This window comes from Pseudomonas sp. NFACC24-1, assembly GCF_900115235.1.
Lineage (GTDB): Bacteria > Pseudomonadota > Gammaproteobacteria > Pseudomonadales > Pseudomonadaceae > Aquipseudomonas > Aquipseudomonas fluorescens_AA.
The window spans coordinates 183,469-202,785 of the sequence record NZ_FOVS01000001.1 but is presented as its reverse complement, the minus strand read 5'-3'; the positions used below and the strand labels follow the sequence as shown (position 1 = coordinate 202,785).

Here is a 19,317-nt window from a genome sequence, read left to right as displayed (position 1 = left end):
TCTACGCAACGAGGGACGCGTCCGTCTTCACCGACTTCTGCAACAAAAAACCGGAGATCTTGCTGCCACAGGCGAGGAGGTCGGCCGGGTCCATAGTGGCGGCTTCGGGGGCGGTGATGCCTGGGCTGCTGATGCGCGGCAGGATCTTGATGAGGGTGGCTACGTCCATGTTCAGCAGCTCGACCAACTGCACGCCGCGCAGCTCGCCGGATTGCGGTTTGCGCAGGGTGATGCTGTCGATGACGGTCTTGCCACGGGTGATCGGGGTGTCCAGGGTGACGGTGTTGTCGTCAACCGGGGGCAGCGCTTCGAGGGTGTCTTCTGGTTTCATAACTTGCTCCAGTTTGCAGGGTTAACCGCCCTGGATCAGGGCGAGATTGGTCAGATGCCGAGGGCTCGGCGCTGCTCGGCCATCATGTCTACGCCATCGACGACTTCGATGAAATTGAGCAGGTCGATTTCGATGATCTCTTCGTTATCGACGATCAGTTTGTAATAGGTGCAGGTGGTGGTGATGCTGTGCTCGGTGTCTTCACCCGGCTGCGCATCGCCCATTTCGATGGTTTCGTGCCGGCCGCGCATTACGACTTCTACGGCGCTGATCTCGGCGGTGTCGTCCTGCTGGAACGATCCGGTGAAGCGTAACGCGACGCCCGAGGCGTTGACGGCGCCGAACTGTTTGAGTGCGATCAGATCCAGGCCGCCGGTCTTCCATTCGAATTGGATGCCATCATCCGAGAAGCCCAGATCGGCCTTGACCGGGCCGTTCATGCCGCCGCCGCGATAGCCTTCCATCTTGCGGCCGAGCGGGGGCAGAGTGACGGTTTTGACCACGCCCAAGTAGCTGTTGGCGTCGTTGAACAGGTTGAGGTTTTTGAGTTTGCGAGGCATAGCCATGGTGCGTGTCTCCGTTGCTCAGGCACGGGTCAGCTCCCCTTGCGGGGAGGCCCGGGTTAGCTGTTGATCTTGCTGGCGAAGTCGATCAGGTAGCGGTCGGTGATGCGTTGCCGCAACGTGAGATCTTCCAGCGGTGGTACCGGCGTGTAGTCGTAGTCCAGGAACAGCTTGCCGGCCTTGAGCGTGTCCTTGTCGTTGGCGTCCTCTGGGTACCAGCACCTGCCGCCGATCAGGTAGCCCGCCGCGATCAGCTCGCGGAATTTGGCGTTGATCCCTTCGATGATGTCGCGCACCAGGGAGGCATGCATGGGTTTATCCACGGCCCACATATGCGCTTCGGCCATGGTGTCGGCGAGGATCTGCGCAGTGCGCGTGTAGTTCTCAAAGGCAAACAAAGGGTCTTCGCTGGTCGTGCGGCTTCCCCAGAAGCGAAAGCCGCCCTCATTGATGAGCGTGGTGACTTCGTTGCTGTTGAGGTAGTTGGCGTCCGTGGCCGGGTTTTGCAGATCCCAGAACACGTCGGCGCTGATGCCGGTCACGCCATTGACGGCGACGTTGGAGAGCGTCTTGTGCCAGCCTACTTCCTGGTCGATCTTGGCGCGCAGGCCCAATGCACGGGCCACGGCCGAGGCGGTGACGGTCGCGTTGGTGACGGTGCTCCAGTTCTGGAACTCCGGCCAGATGACCATGGCCTCCCGAGCGCCGAAGTTGTCACGGTAGGCGACCACTTCTTCCTTGGTTTTGCAGCCCCAGGCGCTGATGTAGGCGAATGCGCGCAACTGCTGGGCGATGGTGACCAGGGCGGTGGCGACCGGCAGACTGTCGAGGCCTGGCACTCCGAGGATGCGCGGCACCATGCCAAGGCGGGCCTTGGCAGCGAGCAGGGCTTTCATGCCGGTGTATTTGCCCTCGGCCGTGGTGGTGCCGATCAGGGCACTGGTGGTTTCTGTCTCGGTGGCGCCTTCCTTCACTCGCACGACGATGGTGTAGGGCTTAGTCTGGTCGGCGATGGCCTGAAGACTCTTCGCCAGGGTACCCGTGGTGCCGGCCTTGCCGATGGCGGTTTGAACGTTGCTCAGCAATACCGGTGTGTCGAATGGGAAAACGGTGGCATCGGCGTCGTCGGCCGTGCAGACCATGCCGATAACAGCGGTGGGGATGGTGCGAATGGGGCGGGTGCCGTCGTTGAGTTCGATGACCCGCACGCCGTGAAGATAATCGGACATGGGTTTGCCTGCGCAGTGATTGGGATGACAGTGCACAGGCTGCCGCGCGCGCGCCGGTTGGGCGAGCGCGGGGGCTTGTAGGGGAGGGGGTTACAGGACGAGATGACTTAAACAGTTCATTGAACCTGCCCAGCGATCCATGACGGCGCCATGGGCCGAAACTCGACGGCAGGGAAAGCCGCTGTTTGCGGCCAGTCGCGCAGGGCCTGTACGTAATCGAGCAGTTCCCCTGATTGTTCAGCCGTGAGGGTCGTTGGCCGGGCTGAATCGACTTCGTCACGGTGACGCTCCCGCAACCAGCGTACGCTTTCGATTTGGGCGTCCCGCCAAAGGCGTTCGGCTGCCGTCCGCTCCTCGATGGTTGCTGGTGGAGGATCGATTAGCGTCGGTAGGCCATCGGGGTCGTGAGCGCGAATCTTGCCGAAAGCAGGATTGGCAATGACCTGGTCATAACGGTCATCGGGGATGTCCACGGCATCGGCGGGTATTTCGGTATGCAGACCAACGATGTAGCAGTTCCCCGTTGTTTTGCTGTACTTGCGCATGACTAGCTCCCCAAACAAATGAACGTGTATCCAATGACCCCCGGGGGAGTCGATATCGCCCCTCCGCTGACAGTACGTGCCAATAAATCGATTCCGTTGGGGGTCGCACTTTGTGCACTCATCATCGTCCCCGTCTGTGAGGTGGAGACAGAGTAGGCGGTCAATGTGTTCGGAAACGCCAGCGCCAGGTTCACATGTACGATGCCTGCTCCCGCAGGGATCGCTCCATTTGCCCACTGAATGATCAAGCCGCCGAGCCATGTCGGGAAGACGATGTAGCCGTTGCTGGTCAGACTGATGGAAAAGCCCCATCGCAGTTTTTTGGGAGAAACAATGGTCCCGTCGTCGGTGCCCAAATTGACTTGCGATTGGCTTGCGATCTTTGCCCAACCGAAAGCCGACTCCGTTGACTGGGTCACTACGTTGGCAATGGCTTGGAATACCCGCAGCGGGGTCATGATCTTTGTATTGTCAGTTCCAGCCTCGGCCTCAGCCTGATTGGCTTGTGCGGCACGAAGCTTCTTCGGCGTTATGAAGCAGGTGTCGTCTGTGCCTGTAGTGACTTGGACTTGGGTGGCGACCTTTGCCCAGCCGAACACCGTCTCGGTGGCCTGTCCTACTACTTTGGCGATGGCCTGGAACACGCGTAGCGGTGTCATAACTTTTGTATTGTCAGTGCCTGCCTCGGCTTCCACCTGCGTGGCTTGAGCAGCCCTGAGTTTTTTGGGCGTGACGATTGCTGTGTCATCTATCCCTGTGGTGACTTGAGCTTGGGTAGCAATTTTTGCCCAGCCGAATGCACTCTCCGTTGCCTGTTTTATTACCTTGCCAATGGCTTGAAATACCCGCAACGGGGTCATGATTTTGCTGTTTTCCGTTCCTGTCTCGGCCTCGACTTGGTTGGCTCGTACAGTCAAGCCGTCCACATAAGCACGAGTAGCCAGCACAACGGACGGGTCAATCTTCAACTCGACGTTGGCGGTGTTGCTGATGATGAGGTTCATGCGCACCACCTGGGTACGTCCAGATCCTTGAGTCAGCAACGGCTTGAAGCTTGGCGCACAGTTCGCCACGGCGACCAGGTCACCGTCGGCGTCATACAAACCAACCTCACGAATCCACCACCCACCTACGTTCTCAGGAATAACCTGCTCGGCAATGATGATGTTCGGGTTGGCTGAGTCAACCTTCAACTGATTCAGCGGGGCGCGTCGACGCTCATTGATTAAGTGCGTCTGTTGCTCGTTGGGGATTGGGTCGGTGTCGTTGGCGTCCCCGACGCCCATCTGCGCGAATGTCCAGGGAATGCCCAAGGCGTCCGCGTTGGCCTGCTTGGCCTTGCCGATGGCGGTGAGGATGGCGAAAAACTGGCTGTTTTGGTCTGTCATGGGTAGATGTCCATGGTGTCGATCTGGTGTTCACGGCCGCCCTGATGGATGTAGCCCGTGACCTCGATGTCTCGCTGTGTAGGTGGGTAGATATCAATCTCGTCGCCTTCGGTGACGCAGGCGCCGATATGAACTGATCCGGTTGTTTCCAGGCTGATGGCGAGCCCGGTGAGGTGGCGTGTCAGGGGCTTGGCATCGTCGATCAGCCAGGTCAGTTCCTGGTACATCTCTTCGGTGATACCGGTGTCCAGCACGCCGACCTTGAGCTTGAACGTGGCGCGAGGGCCGACCGGTACGGTCTGCCACCATTCGATGATTTCAATCAGGTAGCCGAGCGGTTCAACGACGCGGCGCAGTGAGCCGATGGTGCCCTTGCGCGAATGGATGTAGTACGCGCTGCGGATGGCGGCGCGCTTGGCCGCTTCGGTCCATTTGCTGTCCCAGCGATCCACGGAAAAGGCCCAGGCCAGGTAAGGCAAAAGAGGCAGCGGGCACCGGTCGGGGCTGTACAGAGTGCGCAGCGGAATCGGCACGCGCTGGATCTGAGCCAGTGCCTGCGCCGCTTGGCGCTCCAACGGCGTCGAATTGCTTGGAAGAAGGGGCGCGTCAGCCATCATTCAACCCCCAACGCCAAATCGACGGCCGTGCAGTACGGCGCCTGGTACTTCGTGGCAACGATGTCGGCCCAGTTCTCCAGCACGACCTTGCGCACACCCTCGACGTGTAGCGAGGCGTGGATGATTGATTCTGAAACCTCCAGGCCCAGGCGACGCCGCTGGTGCACGAAGGCCAGCAACTGCGCATTGGCCGCCGCGAGAATCAACTCGCTCTCAGGGCCGGACGTCGAAAGAAACAGCTTGGCCTTGACCTGGTAGTTGATGACCTGCGCACTTTGCACGGTGAGCCGATCCGCGACCGGGCGGCGGTCGTCGTCGCTGAGGTAGGCATTGACCTTTGCCAGCAGCGCGGGCGAGGCGGTACCGTCACCCAGGATCGATTGCACTGTCACCACCGCCTCGGCTGGGGCGGGACTCTCGGCAGTGGCATCGGCCACTTGGCCGTCAGCAGACCGCGCATGGAAGATGTAGCTATTGCGCGGGCCGGCGGTGCTCAGTCCTTCCCACGCCATTTGAGCCCGCTCCCGCAGGCTGTCGTCGCTTTCCATCAGCAACGGTACCGGCGGCACGGCCGTGGGCTTGGCGGCCTGGATGACCAGGCGCTTGACGTTGAAGTTGCCGGCCAGGTTCTCCAGGTCACTGCCCTTTGCCAGAGCCAGCATGTTGGCGACGGATGCCTCATTGACGCGCTGGCGCCACACCGTCTCGCGGTAGGCGTTCTCCTGGAGCAGTTTGGTCAGGGGCTCAGATTCCAGCTCAAGCCGTGCGGCGATCTCGGCTTGTTCCTCGACCGGCCAGAGGCTGATGGCGTAGGCCTTGCGCTCGGCGAGGATCTGCTCGTAATCGATTTGCTCTACGACTTCGGGCGCAGGGAGCTGGCCCAGGTCAATCGCGACGAATGAGTTCATGCGCTACCCCCAAGGTTCAGCGGCACGCTCAGGCTCAGCGGCTCGTTGCTATCGACGATGCTGCCCTCGATGTCCAGTGATGCTTGACCTTGCAGGGTGGCGCCCTGGAACTGCACGCGGCTCAGGGTTATACGGGGCTCCCAGCGCATCAGCGCCATGACGGTGGCGGCGTACACCTGCAAGCGGGTGATGTCGTTGAAAGGCTGGTCCACCAGTTCGGGCAACAGGCTGCCGTATTCGCGGCGCATCACCCGGGTACCGAGGCGCGTGCTGAGGACATCGCTCATGGATTGGGCAATGCTCTCCACGGTGGTGATGGCAGCGCCGGTGTGTCGGTTCATTCCGGTTTTCCCGTCTTGCCGCTGCCAGGCATGACGCCGCCGTGCAGGTGTTTCACCAAGCTGATGCCGGCGGCCACCACATCTACCGACACGGTGACCTTACCGGTGACGTTCTGGTTGCCGTTCTGGGTGTAGTCGCCCTGGTGCGTGATGTTGCCGACGATGTTGATGCCGCCGGTGCTGATGAGGTTGGTGGTGCCGCCATCGGTGAGCGTGGCGTTGAGGTGGTGAGCGACGCTGTCGTACTCGATCACCGTGCCGTCGCGGTAGGTGACGCGGTGCAGGCCTTCGCGGTCGCCGTTGGCGGGGATCTGGTCGCTGAACAGGCCGGTCAAGGCGACGCCGTTGCCGAGCTGGCCCGAGGGGCTGAATAACAGAACTTGTTCGTTGACGGTCGGCGGGTTCCACTCCCGGTCGGCGCCGGCCCGCAGAGTGACCCACGGCAGCCAGGCGGTGGTCAGGGTTCCGGTTTTGACCTGCACACGCGGGGGCTGCATCTGGACGGCAGCGATAGTGCCGAAGCGGATGAGGTTTTCGATCAGGCGGGCGAGGGTGGCTAAGTCGTTCATGGCGCCGATGGTGGCGCCACGCGCGTGAGCATGCAGCCGTAAGGGTTTGTACGACACGCCATTACAAGAACGCTGGTGCTAAGCTCGGAGGAGCTTTTCCAATTATGCGGGTGCTGAAAATGAAACAGATGACAATTGATCAGCTTCACCAGTTGAGGCTGGATGTATTTGAAAATGCAGAATCATTACATAAAGAAGCAAGGCTTCTGCTTGAGCATGGTTTTTTTGCAAGAGCTTATTTGCTTGCTTATTTTTGCTGCGAGGAATTAGGAAAGTTGCCCATGATTGTCGGTGCCGTCGGTGGGCTTCAAAGTGGCGATACTGTAGATTGGAAGAAGGTAATGAAACGGTTTCGCGATCATAAGGCAAAAGTTGATTCAGATGATGTTCACCATTATATGTTTGGCATTGATCTGGATTTGGAAAACGACTCTGATCTCAAGTGGTTGGCCGAAGCGCGGGAGTTGTCGCACGGCCGCGTTGTTCTCAAAAATAAATCCACTTACGTGGATGTGCAAAATGGTCGAGCCGTATTGCCTCTTAAAGAAATAAATTTTGAACATGCATCGAAAATGTTAGAAAGGGCTTTTGAATCTTTATGTGCGCATTGGCGCTCTGAGTCTTTAGTCAACCCAATAGTAAGAGAGGTGGTAAATAAATGAATAGTTTGAACTGGTCTATAGGTGAATTTTTAGGTTAGATGGTTAAGTAGTTCATCGCGAATCAAATCAATATCTGCCTCTGTAAACCCTAGCAGTTCACGTTTATCGTATCTTACATCCAGGGCACCTTGTTCAGGACGATCTTTAAGGCCGTATTGATGCACTCGGGCAATACGTGCGATTCGTCCCGTAAACCCAACGCTTATTGCATTCCCATCACCTTGAATCTTTAAAAAGCTCGCTGTGCGAAGCTTCTGAAACATCTGCACCTTCCGCTTTACCCGTCCTTGCTTCCCCCGCAAGTTACGCTGTTTTCGCGGTACGTACTTGCTCCCGTCCGGGTTGCGCTGGGCGATGATCCGCTGCTGCTGACTGCGCCGCAGGATCTGGCCGATGCTGCGAGCCAGTTTGTTGCGCGATGCCGGTTCCAGTTGTCCCAGCAGGCCGGCCGCCCAATCCTCCAGCGTTTCCAATCGGTTGGTCATTTCGGCACAACCCATTCACTGTCGGTGCCTTGGGCGCCAGGTATCCACGCCGGGTCGAGGAACGCGGCTACCTGCCGAGGTTCACCAGGATGGTGGACGGTGGTATTGCCGTCGGCGTCTTTCCCCACAACCACACGCTCGGTTAGCGGCAGTGTCAGGCTCAGGTCCACCTTGCTGTTGTCCAGGATGTCGGCCTCGAACTGGATGCCCTCGGCGGACTTGTTCAGGTTCTCCAGCAGTTCGGACTGGTTCACGCTCAGCCAGCCCAGCAATGGCAACATGACGCTGTCGGGGTGACCTGCGTAGTCGGTGAGGATGACCTGTAAATCAAAGCTGTATTCGAACGACAGCGAGGCAGCCGCGGTGCAGCGGATTTTGCCGTTGTCGATGAAGATCAGCAGCCGGTCAGGGTTGTGCTTAAGTTCTGCCACGGTCGCCAGCAGGTGGGCACGCAGGCTTTCGGGTTTGTTCATGGGGCCGCCTGTTGATGGTTGAACACCATGTCTACCTGGCCGGCGCATTCAGCCCATGCGGCTTCGACGCGGTCCTGGTCGGTGAGCTGATCGCCGTTATTGAGCGGGCTTGTCGCCGGCAGGGTGCAGGGCACCACGGCCGGACAGCCACTGACGATAAGCGTCGGCGCCGGTGAGGGCGGGGCGCTCGCGCAGCCGACGAGCAAGCTCAGGCAAAGGCTGGTCAGCCCAGTTGCGAAGGTCTTCGTTTTCACGTTTCAGCGCCTCGATGGTTTGCTCGCGCTTTGCCAGGCCCTGGCGCAGCTGATCCTGTTGGATCCGCAGGGTGGCCTGGGCAATACGCTCAGCGTTCAGGGTAGTTTGCAGCGTGCTGAGGTTTGCGCGCAGCCTGTCAGCTTCGTCGCGTGCGATTTTGGTGTCCTTCGCTGCCAGCTCGGTGTCCTTCTCGGCTACGGTGATGCGTTGTTCCTGGCCCCAGATGAGCAGTGCCAGGGCGCCCAGCAGGGCGATGCCATACAGCGCCTGGCGCAGGGTACTCATGCGCGGTACCAGCCCAGTTTGTTCATTTCGCCGACGTCCATCAGCTCCACCGGGCCTCGCACGATGACTACCCGGCAACCGGGTGTCATGTAGGCCAGGGCTTCGCACAGCAGCTCCATATCGGCTTGCTCGGTATTGTCCGGCACCACCAACAGGTTGCCGTCTTGGACGTCCAGTTTGCGCACCGCCTCCAGATCGATCATGCCGCCACCGCCTGGCCGCAGCCGCACTCAGCGTGCCGCTCATAGGCGCGCTGGAGCTTGATGTCGTACAAGTTCCGCTGGTAATCCGGGCCGTTGTAGAGCTTGGCGAATTCGGCCCATTTTCGGCCTTTCAAGGCCTTGTGCAGCACCGGGTCGGTCTGGATGAAACACACGAAGGCGGCGAACTGTTGAGACTCGCCTGCACTCATGTCCTCGACCAGCGCTTGCACGCTGGCATAGCCCAGGCGGTGCCAGTGAAAGCCCATGATCTGGAACGCGCCCCAGGAAGCGGACTCCAGCGCGGCGGTGTCGTCGATCAGGCGCGCATGGCCCAGGCGTTGATGCTCAGCAGTGCCGCCGGCATAGCCCCCGGACTTCGGATTGACGATGGCCGGATTGGCGGCGGCCAGCTGGTCGGCGTGGCGCTTGAGTTCGTCGGGGTTGTCGCCTTGGTGGCGCGGCATGGCGAGTTGGCGGTACATGATGTGCCGCTCGAACAGAATCACCGGCTTGCCATTCGCCAGGAAGCCCTTGCCCTTGGATTCAACCTCGTTTACGGCATAGACGCTTGCCAGCGGTACGTCGAGGATCTGCGCGGCCCTTACCAGGTCTTCGTTTTTCAACAGGAGCTGACAGTCACCGCCGGCCAGGCTGGCCTGGGTCTTTTCGCCGGCAACGCCATCGGCGACCAAGCCAACTTTCAACTGATACGCCCGAACAGCTGCCTCGGTTGAATCGCCATAGTCGCCGTCAACCACCAGGCGGGCGTCATGGTCGTTCAGGGTCTTTTGCAGGATGCGCACCGCTTGCGAGCGGTCGCCGTGGCGAAGCGTCGTCATAGCTGTTCTACCTTGCGAGTGAAAAATTTCTTGGCGGCGGCGCGAGTCCCCTCGACCCCAAGCAAACCGATTACCCCACCGAAGAACGGTGCGGTTGAGGCGGGGATACCGAGCAGAGCCAGGCCATGACTGGCGGCCAGTGCCAGGGCACCGCAAAGGGGGGCCTCGACTGCCATCCGCCGCAAGGTGCCGCCGCCATACATGATCCGTAAGGCGGCGATGGTCAGAGCCAGGATCCCCGCATAAAGGGCAGGCCAGTTTTGTTCGAGCCAGGCGGCGAGCCAGGCCCAGGTGTCGGGACGTTCAGGCATGCGCTTCATTCCGTAATCCAGGATGGGTAGGTTCGTGGGCTCGCTGCAGGTTGATCAGTCCCATAAGTTCACCATCTGCCGCTGTGGGGCGGCCGTCTGGGCTTCTGGCATTTGCACAGCCAGGCCTTGGGGCAGGATCGGCCCGTAATCGGCCAGGCCGGGGTTGGCTTCGAGTACCGCTTCGGTTACGCCGGCGGTACGGCCGTAGTGACGCCAGCACAGGGCGTCAACGGTGTCGTTTTGAAAAGTGCGCACGGTGACGGGCATCAGATTAGCTCCACAGTGGTTCGGTTGATGCCCAGGAAGTCACGCACTGCCCAGCGCAGGTCGCGGCGGTAATCGTCGATGTTTGGCGTGAGGTCTTCGGCGTTCTGGTTGCCGCTGTTGGTGGTGTCGTAGGAACGGTAGCGCTCGCACACTTCGGCACCGGTGGCGGCTTCGATGGCGCGGCGGTAGAGGTGCTCCAGTACCGACACGTCGTTGATCTTGTCACCAGGAACATCTGCCAGTTCGGCATGGCCTGCGGCTTCCTGCCTGGCCCGCCATTCGCTCAGCTCGCGGTTGACGCTGATGGCGGCGGCCACAGCGGCGGTTTCCAGGCGCGGCGCGGTGACGCTCGCGTCGATCCTCAGCGTGGCGCGCAATTGATCCAGATCGATGGAGGGCCAGAAGGCGTCGGTGTTGATATGGCCGCTGGCGACGGTGCCGCCGGCTACGAATCCGCTCATGGAACAGCACTCAAAAATAGGTCGCCGGTGGTCGGGGCTTCACGTTCAGGAGGAGCGGCCTGGCCGATCCGCCCCGAGCCGGCGGGGTGCGTGGGGACGCTCGGTTAGCCGGCAGGGCCGGCGAGTTTGTTGAGCAGGCGTTCAGCCCGCTCCAGATCCTTTTTGCCACCGCAGGCATCGTGCAGGGCGATGGCCTTTTTCAGCAGATCCACACCGGCCTGGAGCTTGCCGGGTTGGCCTGGTGCCTCTTCGGTGATGCCATCCAGCGTGGCGCGGCCCATGGCGAGAAACAGCTTGGCGCGGGCCTGATCGGGCATGTCTTCGGCATCGGTGAGTTCGGCGGTGCGGTGCAGGATCGCCAGGTCGAACGGTTCGCCAACCTTCTGGGCCTTGAAGGCTGCCGTCGCGACTTCCTCGGCGACCAGGCAGCCCAAGGTGCGTGCGAAGCGGTCGGGCATGACCATCTTGTGTTCCAGCACGTAGGTCGCGATGTCGAGCCCACCGGTGAAGTCGCCGGCATCGAAGCGCCAGACCATGACGGTGGTCAGGACCTCGTCCTGGGCGCCCTGGCCGCCTTCCAGCACACCTTGCACATAGGATTCATAGCTCGGCAGCAACTGGCGCTTGAGTTCGGCCTTGCCCTGGTTGGACTGGACCTGTTTCAGGCGCAGGCGATCTTGCAACAGCTGGTTGAGCTGGTGCTCGTAGGCCGTGGCGCCGGCCATGGTTTGGGTGGGCTCGGTCGCTGCCGCTTCGATGGCGGCAGTGACACGTTCAAAGTGACGACGGCAGGGGTTGGTCATGGTGCCCGCCTCAGTTCAGGGTGATGTTTTCGGCCATGGCCGCGCAGCCCAGGTCTTCGATGACGTAGCTTTCATTCACCGATTCGTAGTTCTCGATGCGGTCGCGCTTGGCGTTGTCCACGACGGTGCGGCGGCGGGTGCCTTCCTGCCAGTACAGCGACAGGTTATCCAGACGGGTGACCAGCAAGCCGTTGGCCGGGAAGTGCGGCACACGCACCGCCGGTAGGTTGCCGAGGCGCTTTTGACTGGTGACGATGTCGGCCGCCAGCATTTCGGTTGGCGCCTGGGTCTTGTTGATGATCGGGAAGTACTTGTCGGCCAGCAGTTGGCGACCGCAGATGACCACCAGTTCGGTGTCCTCTTGATACCAAGGCTCGATGAACTCGTTGACCATGCTGACGACCAGGGCGTCGATGTTTTCAAAGTCCTTGCCGGCGCCGATTTCGATTTTGCCGCTGCCGTCCACCACTTCATCCAGAACCCGGGCAGGGTTTTCCAGACGCATCTTTTGAAGCCAGCCGATGTTGACGTCCTGCAACAGCGGGTTGGTTGCTGGGTTGGATGTCGCGGCGCGGCTGATACCGTTCCAGCCAATCATGATCCGGTTGAGGGCCTGAGCTTTGATGATGGCGTCGCGGATGCGTGCCTGGAAGTCCTTAAACTTGGCCCACTGGTCCAGCTTCTGATAGCGCAGGCCGGTATCGAAGTTGGTTTGGGTGCAGTTGTACCCACGGTCGTCCAGGCCGCTCGGGTCGTGGGGCTCGCGGTCTTTGACGGTGGTGTCGGTGGTGCTGGCAATGGTGCCGTCGATGCCGATGCCAATCTTTTCACCCGACTGTTCCTGTACGCCATAGACATTGATGGCGCTGAGGAAGGTGCTGGACTCCTGAATGCGGGTTTCCAACGTCTGGGCGACGCTTGGGTCTGCGGTGAATTTGGTGGTGACGTCAGTCACCCCGTGCAGTTGCGCCAGTTGTTGCAGGTAGGCGTTGAACAGTACTCGGGTGTCGTTACGCATGTTGATCGTCCTTCATGATTCGGGGGCTGTGGTTGGGCTGACTGTCAGCAGTCGGTCACGACCAGGTCATTGCCGCCGGTTACAGGCGGACGCGTTTTCTGGTTGTGGTCCTGGGTGGTGGAGAGCTTGGTTTTCAGCTCTGTGAGTTCCGTGCTGACCTGGTCGAGCCGGGTTTTCAGCCCCGCCGAGAATTGCTTTTCTGCGGCCAGTTGGTCGGGCAGATCCTTGACGTGTTCGGCGATGGCTTCGACGGCTTCGCCGATCTGGGCAAACTCGGTGTCGTCCTTGGCCTGCTTGCCGGTCAGCAGCGCTTGCACCTTGTTGAACAGCTGGGCGCCGATGCTGGGCTTCTCTTCGATTTCTTCGAACTTCAACTCGGTTTCCACCGCCTCGGTAAACATCGACGTTGCCGAGTAGTGGCGATCCTTGAAGGGGCTGGCGTCAGGTTTCTGCGCAGAGAACGCCAGGACGTCCGTGCCCAGGCTGGCGGGCGAGTCAGTGACCGCCAGGCCGACGATGTAGGCCTCGCCGGTGTCGGCAAAGCTGTCGTCGATTTCGATGGAGGTGTAGATCTTCTGTTTCGCCTTGTTCATGGCGATCAGCTCTGGGGTCGGCTCAACCTGGGCGAACAGGGCCAGTTTCTTCTGGCCGTTGATGTCCACCTCTTCGGTTTTCACAGCCAGCACGTCGCCGTAGGCCTTGAACGGGCTGTCGGGCAACAGGCTGCGGAAATGCTCCAGCCAGATACGGGCGCCGTAGGTGGACGGGTTGAAGTTCTTGGCGGCCTGTTCCAGCCAGCTGCGTTTGATGGTGCGCTTGTCCGAAGTAGCGCCCTCGACGGCGACGCGGAACCAGTTGCTGCGAAACTTCTTCATGCCGGGAATCCTCAGTGCGTGGGGCGCCTGCTGGGTTGAGCAGTGCGTTGCAATGAGGGGCATGGTCGTCACGGGCGCGAGCGGCGGCAACGAGACGGGACTGTAGGCGGGGAGGGTACAAGGGGCGGTGCTATTGAGTCGTCGCCGTGGGCGGCAGCATCTCGGCCATGACGACGACCACCCTGCTGCCTATCGATCCACGACGCCAATCCAAGTTCCTGTACTGGATGGGTTGGCGCATCTGCGAGATCGCCGAGGCTACGGGCGAAAAAGAAAAAACGCTACACAGCTGGAAGGCCCGCGATGAGTGGGACCGGGCCGACAACGTCGAGCGCATCGGCGGAGCCCTGGAAGCGCGCTTGGTGCAGTTGATCCTCAAGGACAACAAGACTGGCGGCGATTTCAAGGAGATCGACCTGCTGCACCGCCAGCTTGAACGCCAGGCCCGCATTCAACGCTTCCAGGGCGGCGGTACCGAAACCGACCTTAACCCGAACCTCGCCAAGCGTAACGAAGGACCAAAGAAAAAGTCCCCGAAAAATGACATCAGCGAAGACCAGATCGAGCTGCTGCGCGAGGCCTTCATCGACGGCTGTTTCGACTACCAGAAAGATTGGTGCCGGGCCGGCAATCAGCGCACCCGCGTTATCCTCAAGAGCCGCCAGATTGGTGCCACATACTACTTCGCCCGCGAGGCGTTCATCGACGCCCTGGACACCGGCCGCAACCAGATTTTTCTATCTGCTTCAAAGAACCAGGCCTACCTGTTCCGTGGCTACATCCAGGCCTTCGCCCGGGAAGTCATCGGCGTCGAGCTGACCGGTGACCCGATTGTATTGCCCAACGGCGCCGAGCTGTTTTTCCTTGGGACCAACGCCCGCACCGCCCAGGGCTATCACGGCAATTTCTACTTCGACGAGTTCTTCTGGACGTTCAAGTTCGAGGAGCTGAACAAGGTCGCCTCGGGCATGGCGATGCACAAGAAGTGGCGCAAAACCTACTTCTCCACGCCGTCGAGTATGGCCCACGAGGCGTACACCTTCTGGACGGGCGAGCGCTTCAACAAGGGCAAGCCCGCCGCGCAGCACACTAAGGTTGATGTGACCCACGGCGCGCTCCAACAGGGGCGGTTCTGTGAGGACCGGCTGTGGCGCCAGATCGTCACCATCCTCGACGCGGAGCGGGGCGGCTGCGACCTGTTCGACATCGAAGAGCTGCGCCGGGAGTACAGCCCCGAGGCGTTCGCCAACCTGCTGATGTGCGAGTTCGTCGATGACGGCGCGAGCATCTTCCCGCTGTCGGTGTTGCAGTCCTGCATGGTCGATAGCTGGGTGGAGTGGGCCGAGGACTACAAACCGTTCGCCATGCGCCCGTTCGGCGACCGCCAGGTGTGGGTCGGCTATGACCCGGCCGAGACGGGCGATTGTTCCGGCCTGGTGGTGGTCGCGCCGCCACTGGTGCCGGGCGGCAAATTCCGCGTGCTCGAGCGCCACCAGTTTCGCGGCATGGACTTCGCCGCCCAGGCCGCCGCTATCAAGGGCGTGTGCGACCGCTACTGGGTGACTTACATCGGTATCGACGTCACCGGCCTGGGCAGCGGCGTGGCCCAGCTGGTGCGCCAGTTCTTCCCGGCGGTGACCACCTTTAGCTACTCGCCCGAGGTGAAAACTCGCTTGGTGCTGAAGGCCTACGACGTGATCCACAAGGGGCGGCTGGAGTTCGACGCCGGCTGGACCGACATGGCTCAGTCGCTCATGGCTATTCGCAAAACCATCACCGCAGGCGGTCGCCAGTTCACCTACACCGCCGGCCGCAACGACAACACCGGCCATGCCGACCTGGCCTGGGCGCTCTTCCACGCATTGCAGAACGAACCGCTCGAAGGGCAGACCGCTGCCAATACTGGGCGAATGGAGATTTTCACATGACCGAACAACTCGCCAGCCAAGCGCTACTGCCGGCCACCCTCGACGCCGCCAGTGCGGGTACCCAGGTATTCAGCTTCGGTGACCCGACGCCGGTGCTGGGTGGTCGGGAGGTGTTCGACTACCTGGAGTGCTGGTTCAACGGGCGGTGGTATGAGCCACCGTTGTCGCTTAATGGCCTGGCCCGGTCGGTGGGGGCGAGCGTGCATCTGCATTCGGGGTTGATGTTCAAGCGCAACCTGTTGAGCAAGACCTTTATCCCGCATCCGATGTTGTCCCGGGCGGCTTTTGAACAGTTTGCCCTGGACTTTCTGTGCCTGGGCAACGGGTATCTGGAGAAACGCCGTTCGGTGCTGGGCGACACCCGGCAACTGGTGCCGTCGCTTGCGAAGTACATGCGGGTTGGGCCGGAGGGGCAGTTCTACCAGGTGCAGGGCTGGAAGAACGAGCACGCGTTTGAGTCAGGGAGCATTTTTCATCTGCGAGAAGCGGATTTGCATCAGGAGATCTATGGGTTGCCGGAGTGGATCAGTGCTTTGCAATCGGCGTTGCTGAATGAGTCAGCGACGTTGTTCCGGCGTAAGTATTACGAGAACGGCAGTCACGCCGGTTTCATCCTGTACATGACCGACGCGGCGCAGACCGAGGCGGATATCGACGCTTTGCGTAAAGCGCTGAAGGAGTCCAAGGGGCCGGGGAATTTTCGGAATCTGTTTGTCTATTCACCTACAGGCAAGAAGGACGGGATTCAGCTAATCCCCGTCAGCGAGGTAGCGGCCAAAGACGAATTCAACTCGATCAAGAATCAGACCCGTGATGACGTCCTGGCGAGTCTGCGCATTCCACCGCAGTTGATGGGGATTGTGCCGCAGAACGCGGGTGGGTTCGGGTCTATCAGGGAGGCTGCGCAGATCTATGTAGCCAATGAACTCGAGCCCATTCAGACGCGGATGACCCAGCTAAATGAGTGGGTGGGGGAGGAGGTAGTGAAGTTCAAATCCTACGAATTCGGCGGAGCAATGTAAGAGCCACGTTCAGAAAAAACGAGGTGGACAAATGGTCCTACTCGTCATGGTTACATTGAAACTTTAATAGTTACATAAGGGCAGGACTATAGGAAGTCCCGTCCTGCTGGAGTTGGAGAGTAATATTTTGCGCCTTGAGAGATGTCTAATACATGAGTGATTAGCTTCTTTTTTTCTAGATGTTCAATGATTTTTTCCATTGTAAGTGGCGGCATTGATGTCTGGGTGGCCAACGTTCTTACGTCAGCTTTCTGTTGTGATTCATACATTTCAGCAATTCGGCGAAGTACTAGTGCTTGATTTGTAGTTAGTTTGGTGTTGAGCAGTATGTCATCAAGTTCTTTGCGTTGCTCAATTGCTAGGCGTCTTCCTTCTGCCGACAATTTGAATAAGGGGTGTCCCGGCTTGGTGTAATTTTTCCTCAAAGCTAACTTTCTGCTTCTAAGAGACTCTAAATATCCAAGGGCTGCCTGATCGTCGTTCAACCCTAACTTGTTGTTTAGAGTAGACGGGGGGAGCCACTCGCCTAGAGGGAGTTTGTAGAGTTGCTCAAATGTTTGAGCCTCTTTTAGAGACATTGTTGCGAGTCTCACAATGTCCTTGGACTCGGTTTCTGTTCCGGCAAAAGTTAAAGTTAAGGTTCTTATTTTTTTCTGAAGTCTATGGGTGCTTAGCAGGTGCCAAATGAAAAAAACTGCAATAAATGAAAGCGCCAATAGCAATTGCCATCTGGTAAAAGTTTTAGGTTCATAAAACCATGTGTTGTCAGGCCCGAAAATGGCACCCCAAACACCAATGAACCATTCTTTTGAAACAAAGAGCAGGAGAACTGGAACCAATAATTTGTCTAGCATCCAAAAAAGTGTTTTCTTCATCGCTATGACTCCTTGCTCGATAATTTCAACGAGTGTATGAATGGCTACGCCTGCGCAGGGGGGGCAATCAGCCGCCCATCGCTATCGAATCTGTAGTTTTGCAGTTGATCGTCGGTTATGAATCTAACGATGTCTCCAGATTCGTCTTTAAGAATAAATCTGCACTTTCTATCATCAGTTATTTCTACGGTCGAAAAATACTCGCTGAAAGGGACTTCGTACTCTAACCCTTTTAGCTCTGCGAATATTCCGTTGACTATTATATAGTGGTGCTTTAGTAAGTATGTGCCGTGCGCGCATTTTGTATCGGAATGTGTTTCTGCATATCCAGTGCTGGTGAGCTCGAAAAGAGTTAAAGATTGATCGCCATTTGAGTTGTAGAACTTTTCTAAAGTTAATCCGTAGTCTTTAGAAATTGCTGTGTTTTTTATTGCTGCAAGTCCCTCCGTGGTGAAGTGAGGCTTCCAGATACCTAGTTGCGCCTGTGGTTTTACTACATGGATTTTTACTACTATTGTTTTGATTGTTCCCTCTTCATCTTTTTCCGTGCTTGGCCGCAATTCGAATATTTCGATGGGTTTCTGACCTGAGAAATTTGAGGCGGCTTGAGCGTATTTTTTTGCTGGGGAGGTATATCCAGTTGCAGAGAAGAATTTTCCTTTTGTTACTTCAGGTAGGTCAGGGAGAGCACCTGCTAATTTTTGTAAGTCGGCTCTACCTACTTTGCTATTCTGTATGGTGTAATCTTTGGCTTCCCCCATCACGATGCCGTCAGGGGAGCTAGAGTGCACGTCGATCTGATAAAGAGTTTTAGAAAATTCACCGCGTATTTTATTGTCGTGAAGAATATTACCTTCGGACATTAGGTGTTCAGCTATGCATGAGAACATTTCGTAGGCCGTTCCTGCTTTATTCGGAAGGTGGCCAAATATTTCGTTAAAGATTTTATCGATAGGGGACATCTACTTTCCTTGTTGGCTGCGGCTTGTCTTGGTTGACAATAATAGATCGGCTCCTTGATTTTGACACTACATATCAATTCACGCGTTCGTGTGCTAACCGTCGGCTACGACTAACGGTAATTAAAGCGACCGTCCAACGAGGCGGCTTTTTTCTGTCTGCAAAAATTTCAGCTCCAGTGCATCCATCGTGGGCTGTGGCGTGCTTCTGTCGCGGCGCGCGCCGTCGTCCCCCCACCTCGCCTCCGGTCTAAATAGGTCTTTTTTTCCGCACTTCTGCACCCCCCATTGAAATCAAGCCCGCTGGGCGCTATCGGAGCTTATCCAGGCTATCGAATACCTGCGGATCCCCGCGAAGGTGGGTGTCTTTTCGCAATGCTCATACGCATGCACCGGCGTACGGATTTCGGAGGCCCCGCGGGAAAAGGGTTAGGTTTTTTTTGAGAGGGGTGTTTTGAGCTGGAGGGCCCGTATTTGTTGGGCTTGAGGCCTAACTTTGATGGGTTAGGTTGGGTTAGGTTAAAGGTTAGGAATCTATAACTATCTGTTTTTAAAAGAATTTATAAACTGAATATTTAACATCAATAAAGGTTAGAAAATTACCAAAATCTAACCAGAAGCTAACCTTGGCAGTCCTTCGCAAAGCCTTACCAGACAAGGCTTTCAGGGCCGCGAGAAAAAAACTAACCCTCCTAACCTCTTTCCCGTGGGTCAACATAAAAGCGCCGAAACGCCTCGGGCGGGGCATTTACTGACACGCTGCATACAGAAATGCGCCGTCCGCCTCATGTCGCCATTCACACGCACGCACTCTCGTGCACACAGCGTCAGTCGGATGCGTTTGGGGGTGGTGGGATTGGAGCGACAAGCATTACAGCGCGGCCATATGCACGGCGCAGCTTACCAAGAGAGGAATGTTTGGGGGCGTGGGTGGTACGAAAATGGTACGGGCGTTCTCGGTGAGTGCTGAAGGGCGCGTATTACGTGGCCTCCAGAATTAGAAGTTCCAATCCATCATAGGGGCCACACTGAAGCGCCGAGACGGCTCAGGCCGCGTACTTTCTAGCTTTGAGCCTGTTTTTGCAGTGTTTGTATTCAACGTGTT

General features: G+C 58.3%; 25 protein-coding genes and 1 pseudogene. 3 read left to right on the top strand and 23 right to left on the bottom strand.

All coding sequences use genetic code 11. From position 1 onward, the window contains the following. Position 1: 1 nt before the first annotated feature. The 9 genes from BM317_RS01000 to BM317_RS00960 form a co-directional block, all read right to left on the bottom strand. Entirely contained in the window at positions 2-331 is a 330-nt protein-coding gene (locus BM317_RS01000; RefSeq protein WP_060738370.1) for a phage tail assembly protein, read from the bottom strand. A gap of 50 nt (positions 332-381) precedes the next feature. Then, entirely contained in the window at positions 382-897 is a 516-nt protein-coding gene (locus BM317_RS00995) for a phage major tail tube protein (RefSeq protein ID WP_060738369.1), read from the bottom strand. A 56-nt stretch (positions 898-953) separates the two neighbouring features. Then, positions 954-2,123, bottom strand: coding sequence for a phage tail sheath protein (locus BM317_RS00990; RefSeq protein ID WP_092472751.1), 1,170 nt, complete (start codon positions 2,121-2,123; stop codon positions 954-956). 116 nt (positions 2,124-2,239) lie between these two features. Continuing rightward, entirely contained in the window at positions 2,240-2,668 is a 429-nt protein-coding gene (locus BM317_RS00985) for a phage tail assembly chaperone (RefSeq protein ID WP_060738367.1), read from the bottom strand. A gap of 2 nt (positions 2,669-2,670) precedes the next feature. Next, positions 2,671-4,056: a phage tail protein gene (locus BM317_RS30945; protein ID WP_256574009.1), complete on the bottom strand. Its 1,386-nt coding sequence runs from the start codon at positions 4,054-4,056 to the stop codon at positions 2,671-2,673. Then, a complete protein-coding gene (locus tag BM317_RS00975) occupies positions 4,053-4,670 on the bottom strand; it encodes a phage tail protein I (protein ID WP_092472936.1) in 618 nt (205 codons plus the stop codon). The genes BM317_RS30945 and BM317_RS00975 overlap by 4 nt, the downstream gene beginning before the upstream one ends. Then, positions 4,670-5,581 (bottom strand): baseplate J/gp47 family protein, encoded by a 912-nt coding sequence (locus BM317_RS00970; RefSeq protein WP_060738365.1) that lies wholly within the window; start codon positions 5,579-5,581, stop codon positions 4,670-4,672. The genes BM317_RS00975 and BM317_RS00970 overlap by 1 nt, the downstream gene beginning before the upstream one ends. After that, the gene (locus BM317_RS00965) at positions 5,578-5,922 is read right to left on the bottom strand and encodes a GPW/gp25 family protein (RefSeq protein WP_092166531.1); all 345 of its coding nucleotides are present in this window, start codon (positions 5,920-5,922) and stop codon (positions 5,578-5,580) included. Before BM317_RS00965 ends, BM317_RS00970 begins: the two co-directional genes overlap by 4 nt. Continuing rightward, positions 5,919-6,491 (bottom strand): phage baseplate assembly protein V, encoded by a 573-nt coding sequence (locus BM317_RS00960; protein WP_092472749.1) that lies wholly within the window; start codon positions 6,489-6,491, stop codon positions 5,919-5,921. Before BM317_RS00960 ends, BM317_RS00965 begins: the two co-directional genes overlap by 4 nt. A 104-nt stretch (positions 6,492-6,595) precedes the next feature. Between BM317_RS00960 and BM317_RS00955 the strand changes: the two genes are divergently transcribed. After that, entirely contained in the window at positions 6,596-7,153 is a 558-nt protein-coding gene (locus BM317_RS00955) for an AbiV family abortive infection protein (protein ID WP_092472747.1), read from the top strand. Between the two features lie 29 nt (positions 7,154-7,182). Here BM317_RS00955 and BM317_RS00950 read toward each other — a convergent pair whose 3' ends face one another. From BM317_RS00950 to BM317_RS00900, 12 genes and pseudogenes are all read right to left on the bottom strand, one after another. Next, the gene (locus BM317_RS00950; RefSeq protein ID WP_092472745.1) at positions 7,183-7,638 is read right to left on the bottom strand and encodes a phage virion morphogenesis protein; all 456 of its coding nucleotides are present in this window, start codon (positions 7,636-7,638) and stop codon (positions 7,183-7,185) included. Then, the gene (locus BM317_RS00945; protein ID WP_092472743.1) at positions 7,635-8,111 is read right to left on the bottom strand and encodes a phage tail protein; all 477 of its coding nucleotides are present in this window, start codon (positions 8,109-8,111) and stop codon (positions 7,635-7,637) included. Before BM317_RS00945 ends, BM317_RS00950 begins: the two co-directional genes overlap by 4 nt. Continuing rightward, positions 8,108-8,296, bottom strand: a pseudogene (gene lysC / locus BM317_RS30850) (Rz1-like lysis system protein LysC); the annotation flags it as partial. The pseudogene lysC and the gene BM317_RS00945, both read right to left, overlap by 4 nt. Continuing rightward, a complete protein-coding gene (gene lysB, locus BM317_RS30940; RefSeq protein ID WP_092472741.1) occupies positions 8,208-8,651 on the bottom strand; it encodes an Rz-like lysis system protein LysB in 444 nt (147 codons plus the stop codon). The pseudogene lysC and the gene lysB, both read right to left, overlap by 89 nt. Further along, positions 8,648-8,854, bottom strand: coding sequence for a hypothetical protein (locus tag BM317_RS00935; RefSeq protein WP_092472739.1), 207 nt, complete (start codon positions 8,852-8,854; stop codon positions 8,648-8,650). The genes lysB and BM317_RS00935 overlap by 4 nt, the downstream gene beginning before the upstream one ends. Further along, positions 8,851-9,693 carry an N-acetylmuramidase domain-containing protein gene (locus BM317_RS00930; protein ID WP_092472737.1) on the bottom strand — a complete coding sequence of 281 codons (843 nt, stop codon included), beginning with the start codon at positions 9,691-9,693 and terminating at the stop codon, positions 8,851-8,853. The genes BM317_RS00935 and BM317_RS00930 overlap by 4 nt, the downstream gene beginning before the upstream one ends. Further along, the gene (locus BM317_RS00925; protein WP_003183304.1) at positions 9,690-10,013 is read right to left on the bottom strand and encodes a phage holin, lambda family; all 324 of its coding nucleotides are present in this window, start codon (positions 10,011-10,013) and stop codon (positions 9,690-9,692) included. The genes BM317_RS00930 and BM317_RS00925 overlap by 4 nt, the downstream gene beginning before the upstream one ends. 45 nt (positions 10,014-10,058) lie before the next feature. Further along, positions 10,059-10,271, bottom strand: a complete 213-nt coding sequence (locus BM317_RS00920; protein ID WP_092472735.1) for a tail protein X — start codon at positions 10,269-10,271, stop codon at positions 10,059-10,061. Further along, complete coding sequence (locus BM317_RS00915) at positions 10,271-10,732, bottom strand: head completion/stabilization protein (protein WP_060738359.1); 462 nt, start codon at positions 10,730-10,732, stop codon at positions 10,271-10,273. Before BM317_RS00915 ends, BM317_RS00920 begins: the two co-directional genes overlap by 1 nt. Before the next feature lie 104 nt (positions 10,733-10,836). After that, complete coding sequence (locus BM317_RS00910; RefSeq protein ID WP_092472733.1) at positions 10,837-11,535, bottom strand: phage terminase small subunit; 699 nt, start codon at positions 11,533-11,535, stop codon at positions 10,837-10,839. A 10-nt stretch (positions 11,536-11,545) separates the two neighbouring features. Then, positions 11,546-12,553, bottom strand: a complete 1,008-nt coding sequence (locus BM317_RS00905) for a phage major capsid protein, P2 family (RefSeq protein WP_092472731.1) — start codon at positions 12,551-12,553, stop codon at positions 11,546-11,548. A gap of 44 nt (positions 12,554-12,597) precedes the next feature. Beyond that, complete coding sequence (locus tag BM317_RS00900; protein ID WP_092472729.1) at positions 12,598-13,428, bottom strand: GPO family capsid scaffolding protein; 831 nt, start codon at positions 13,426-13,428, stop codon at positions 12,598-12,600. A 167-nt stretch (positions 13,429-13,595) separates the two neighbouring features. Between BM317_RS00900 and BM317_RS00895 the strand changes: the two genes are divergently transcribed. Together BM317_RS00895 and BM317_RS00890 are read left to right on the top strand one after the other, a co-directional pair. Further along, entirely contained in the window at positions 13,596-15,356 is a 1,761-nt protein-coding gene (locus tag BM317_RS00895) for a terminase ATPase subunit family protein (protein WP_092472934.1), read from the top strand. Then, positions 15,353-16,378: a phage portal protein gene (locus tag BM317_RS00890; protein ID WP_092472727.1), complete on the top strand. Its 1,026-nt coding sequence runs from the start codon at positions 15,353-15,355 to the stop codon at positions 16,376-16,378. Before BM317_RS00895 ends, BM317_RS00890 begins: the two co-directional genes overlap by 4 nt. A gap of 86 nt (positions 16,379-16,464) precedes the next feature. Here BM317_RS00890 and BM317_RS00885 read toward each other — a convergent pair whose 3' ends face one another. Continuing rightward, a complete protein-coding gene (locus tag BM317_RS00885; protein ID WP_092472725.1) occupies positions 16,465-17,253 on the bottom strand; it encodes a winged helix DNA-binding protein in 789 nt (262 codons plus the stop codon). A 44-nt stretch (positions 17,254-17,297) separates the two neighbouring features. Then, positions 17,298-18,215, bottom strand: coding sequence for a restriction endonuclease (locus tag BM317_RS00880; protein ID WP_092472723.1), 918 nt, complete (start codon positions 18,213-18,215; stop codon positions 17,298-17,300). Positions 18,216-19,317 lie beyond the last annotated feature (1,102 nt).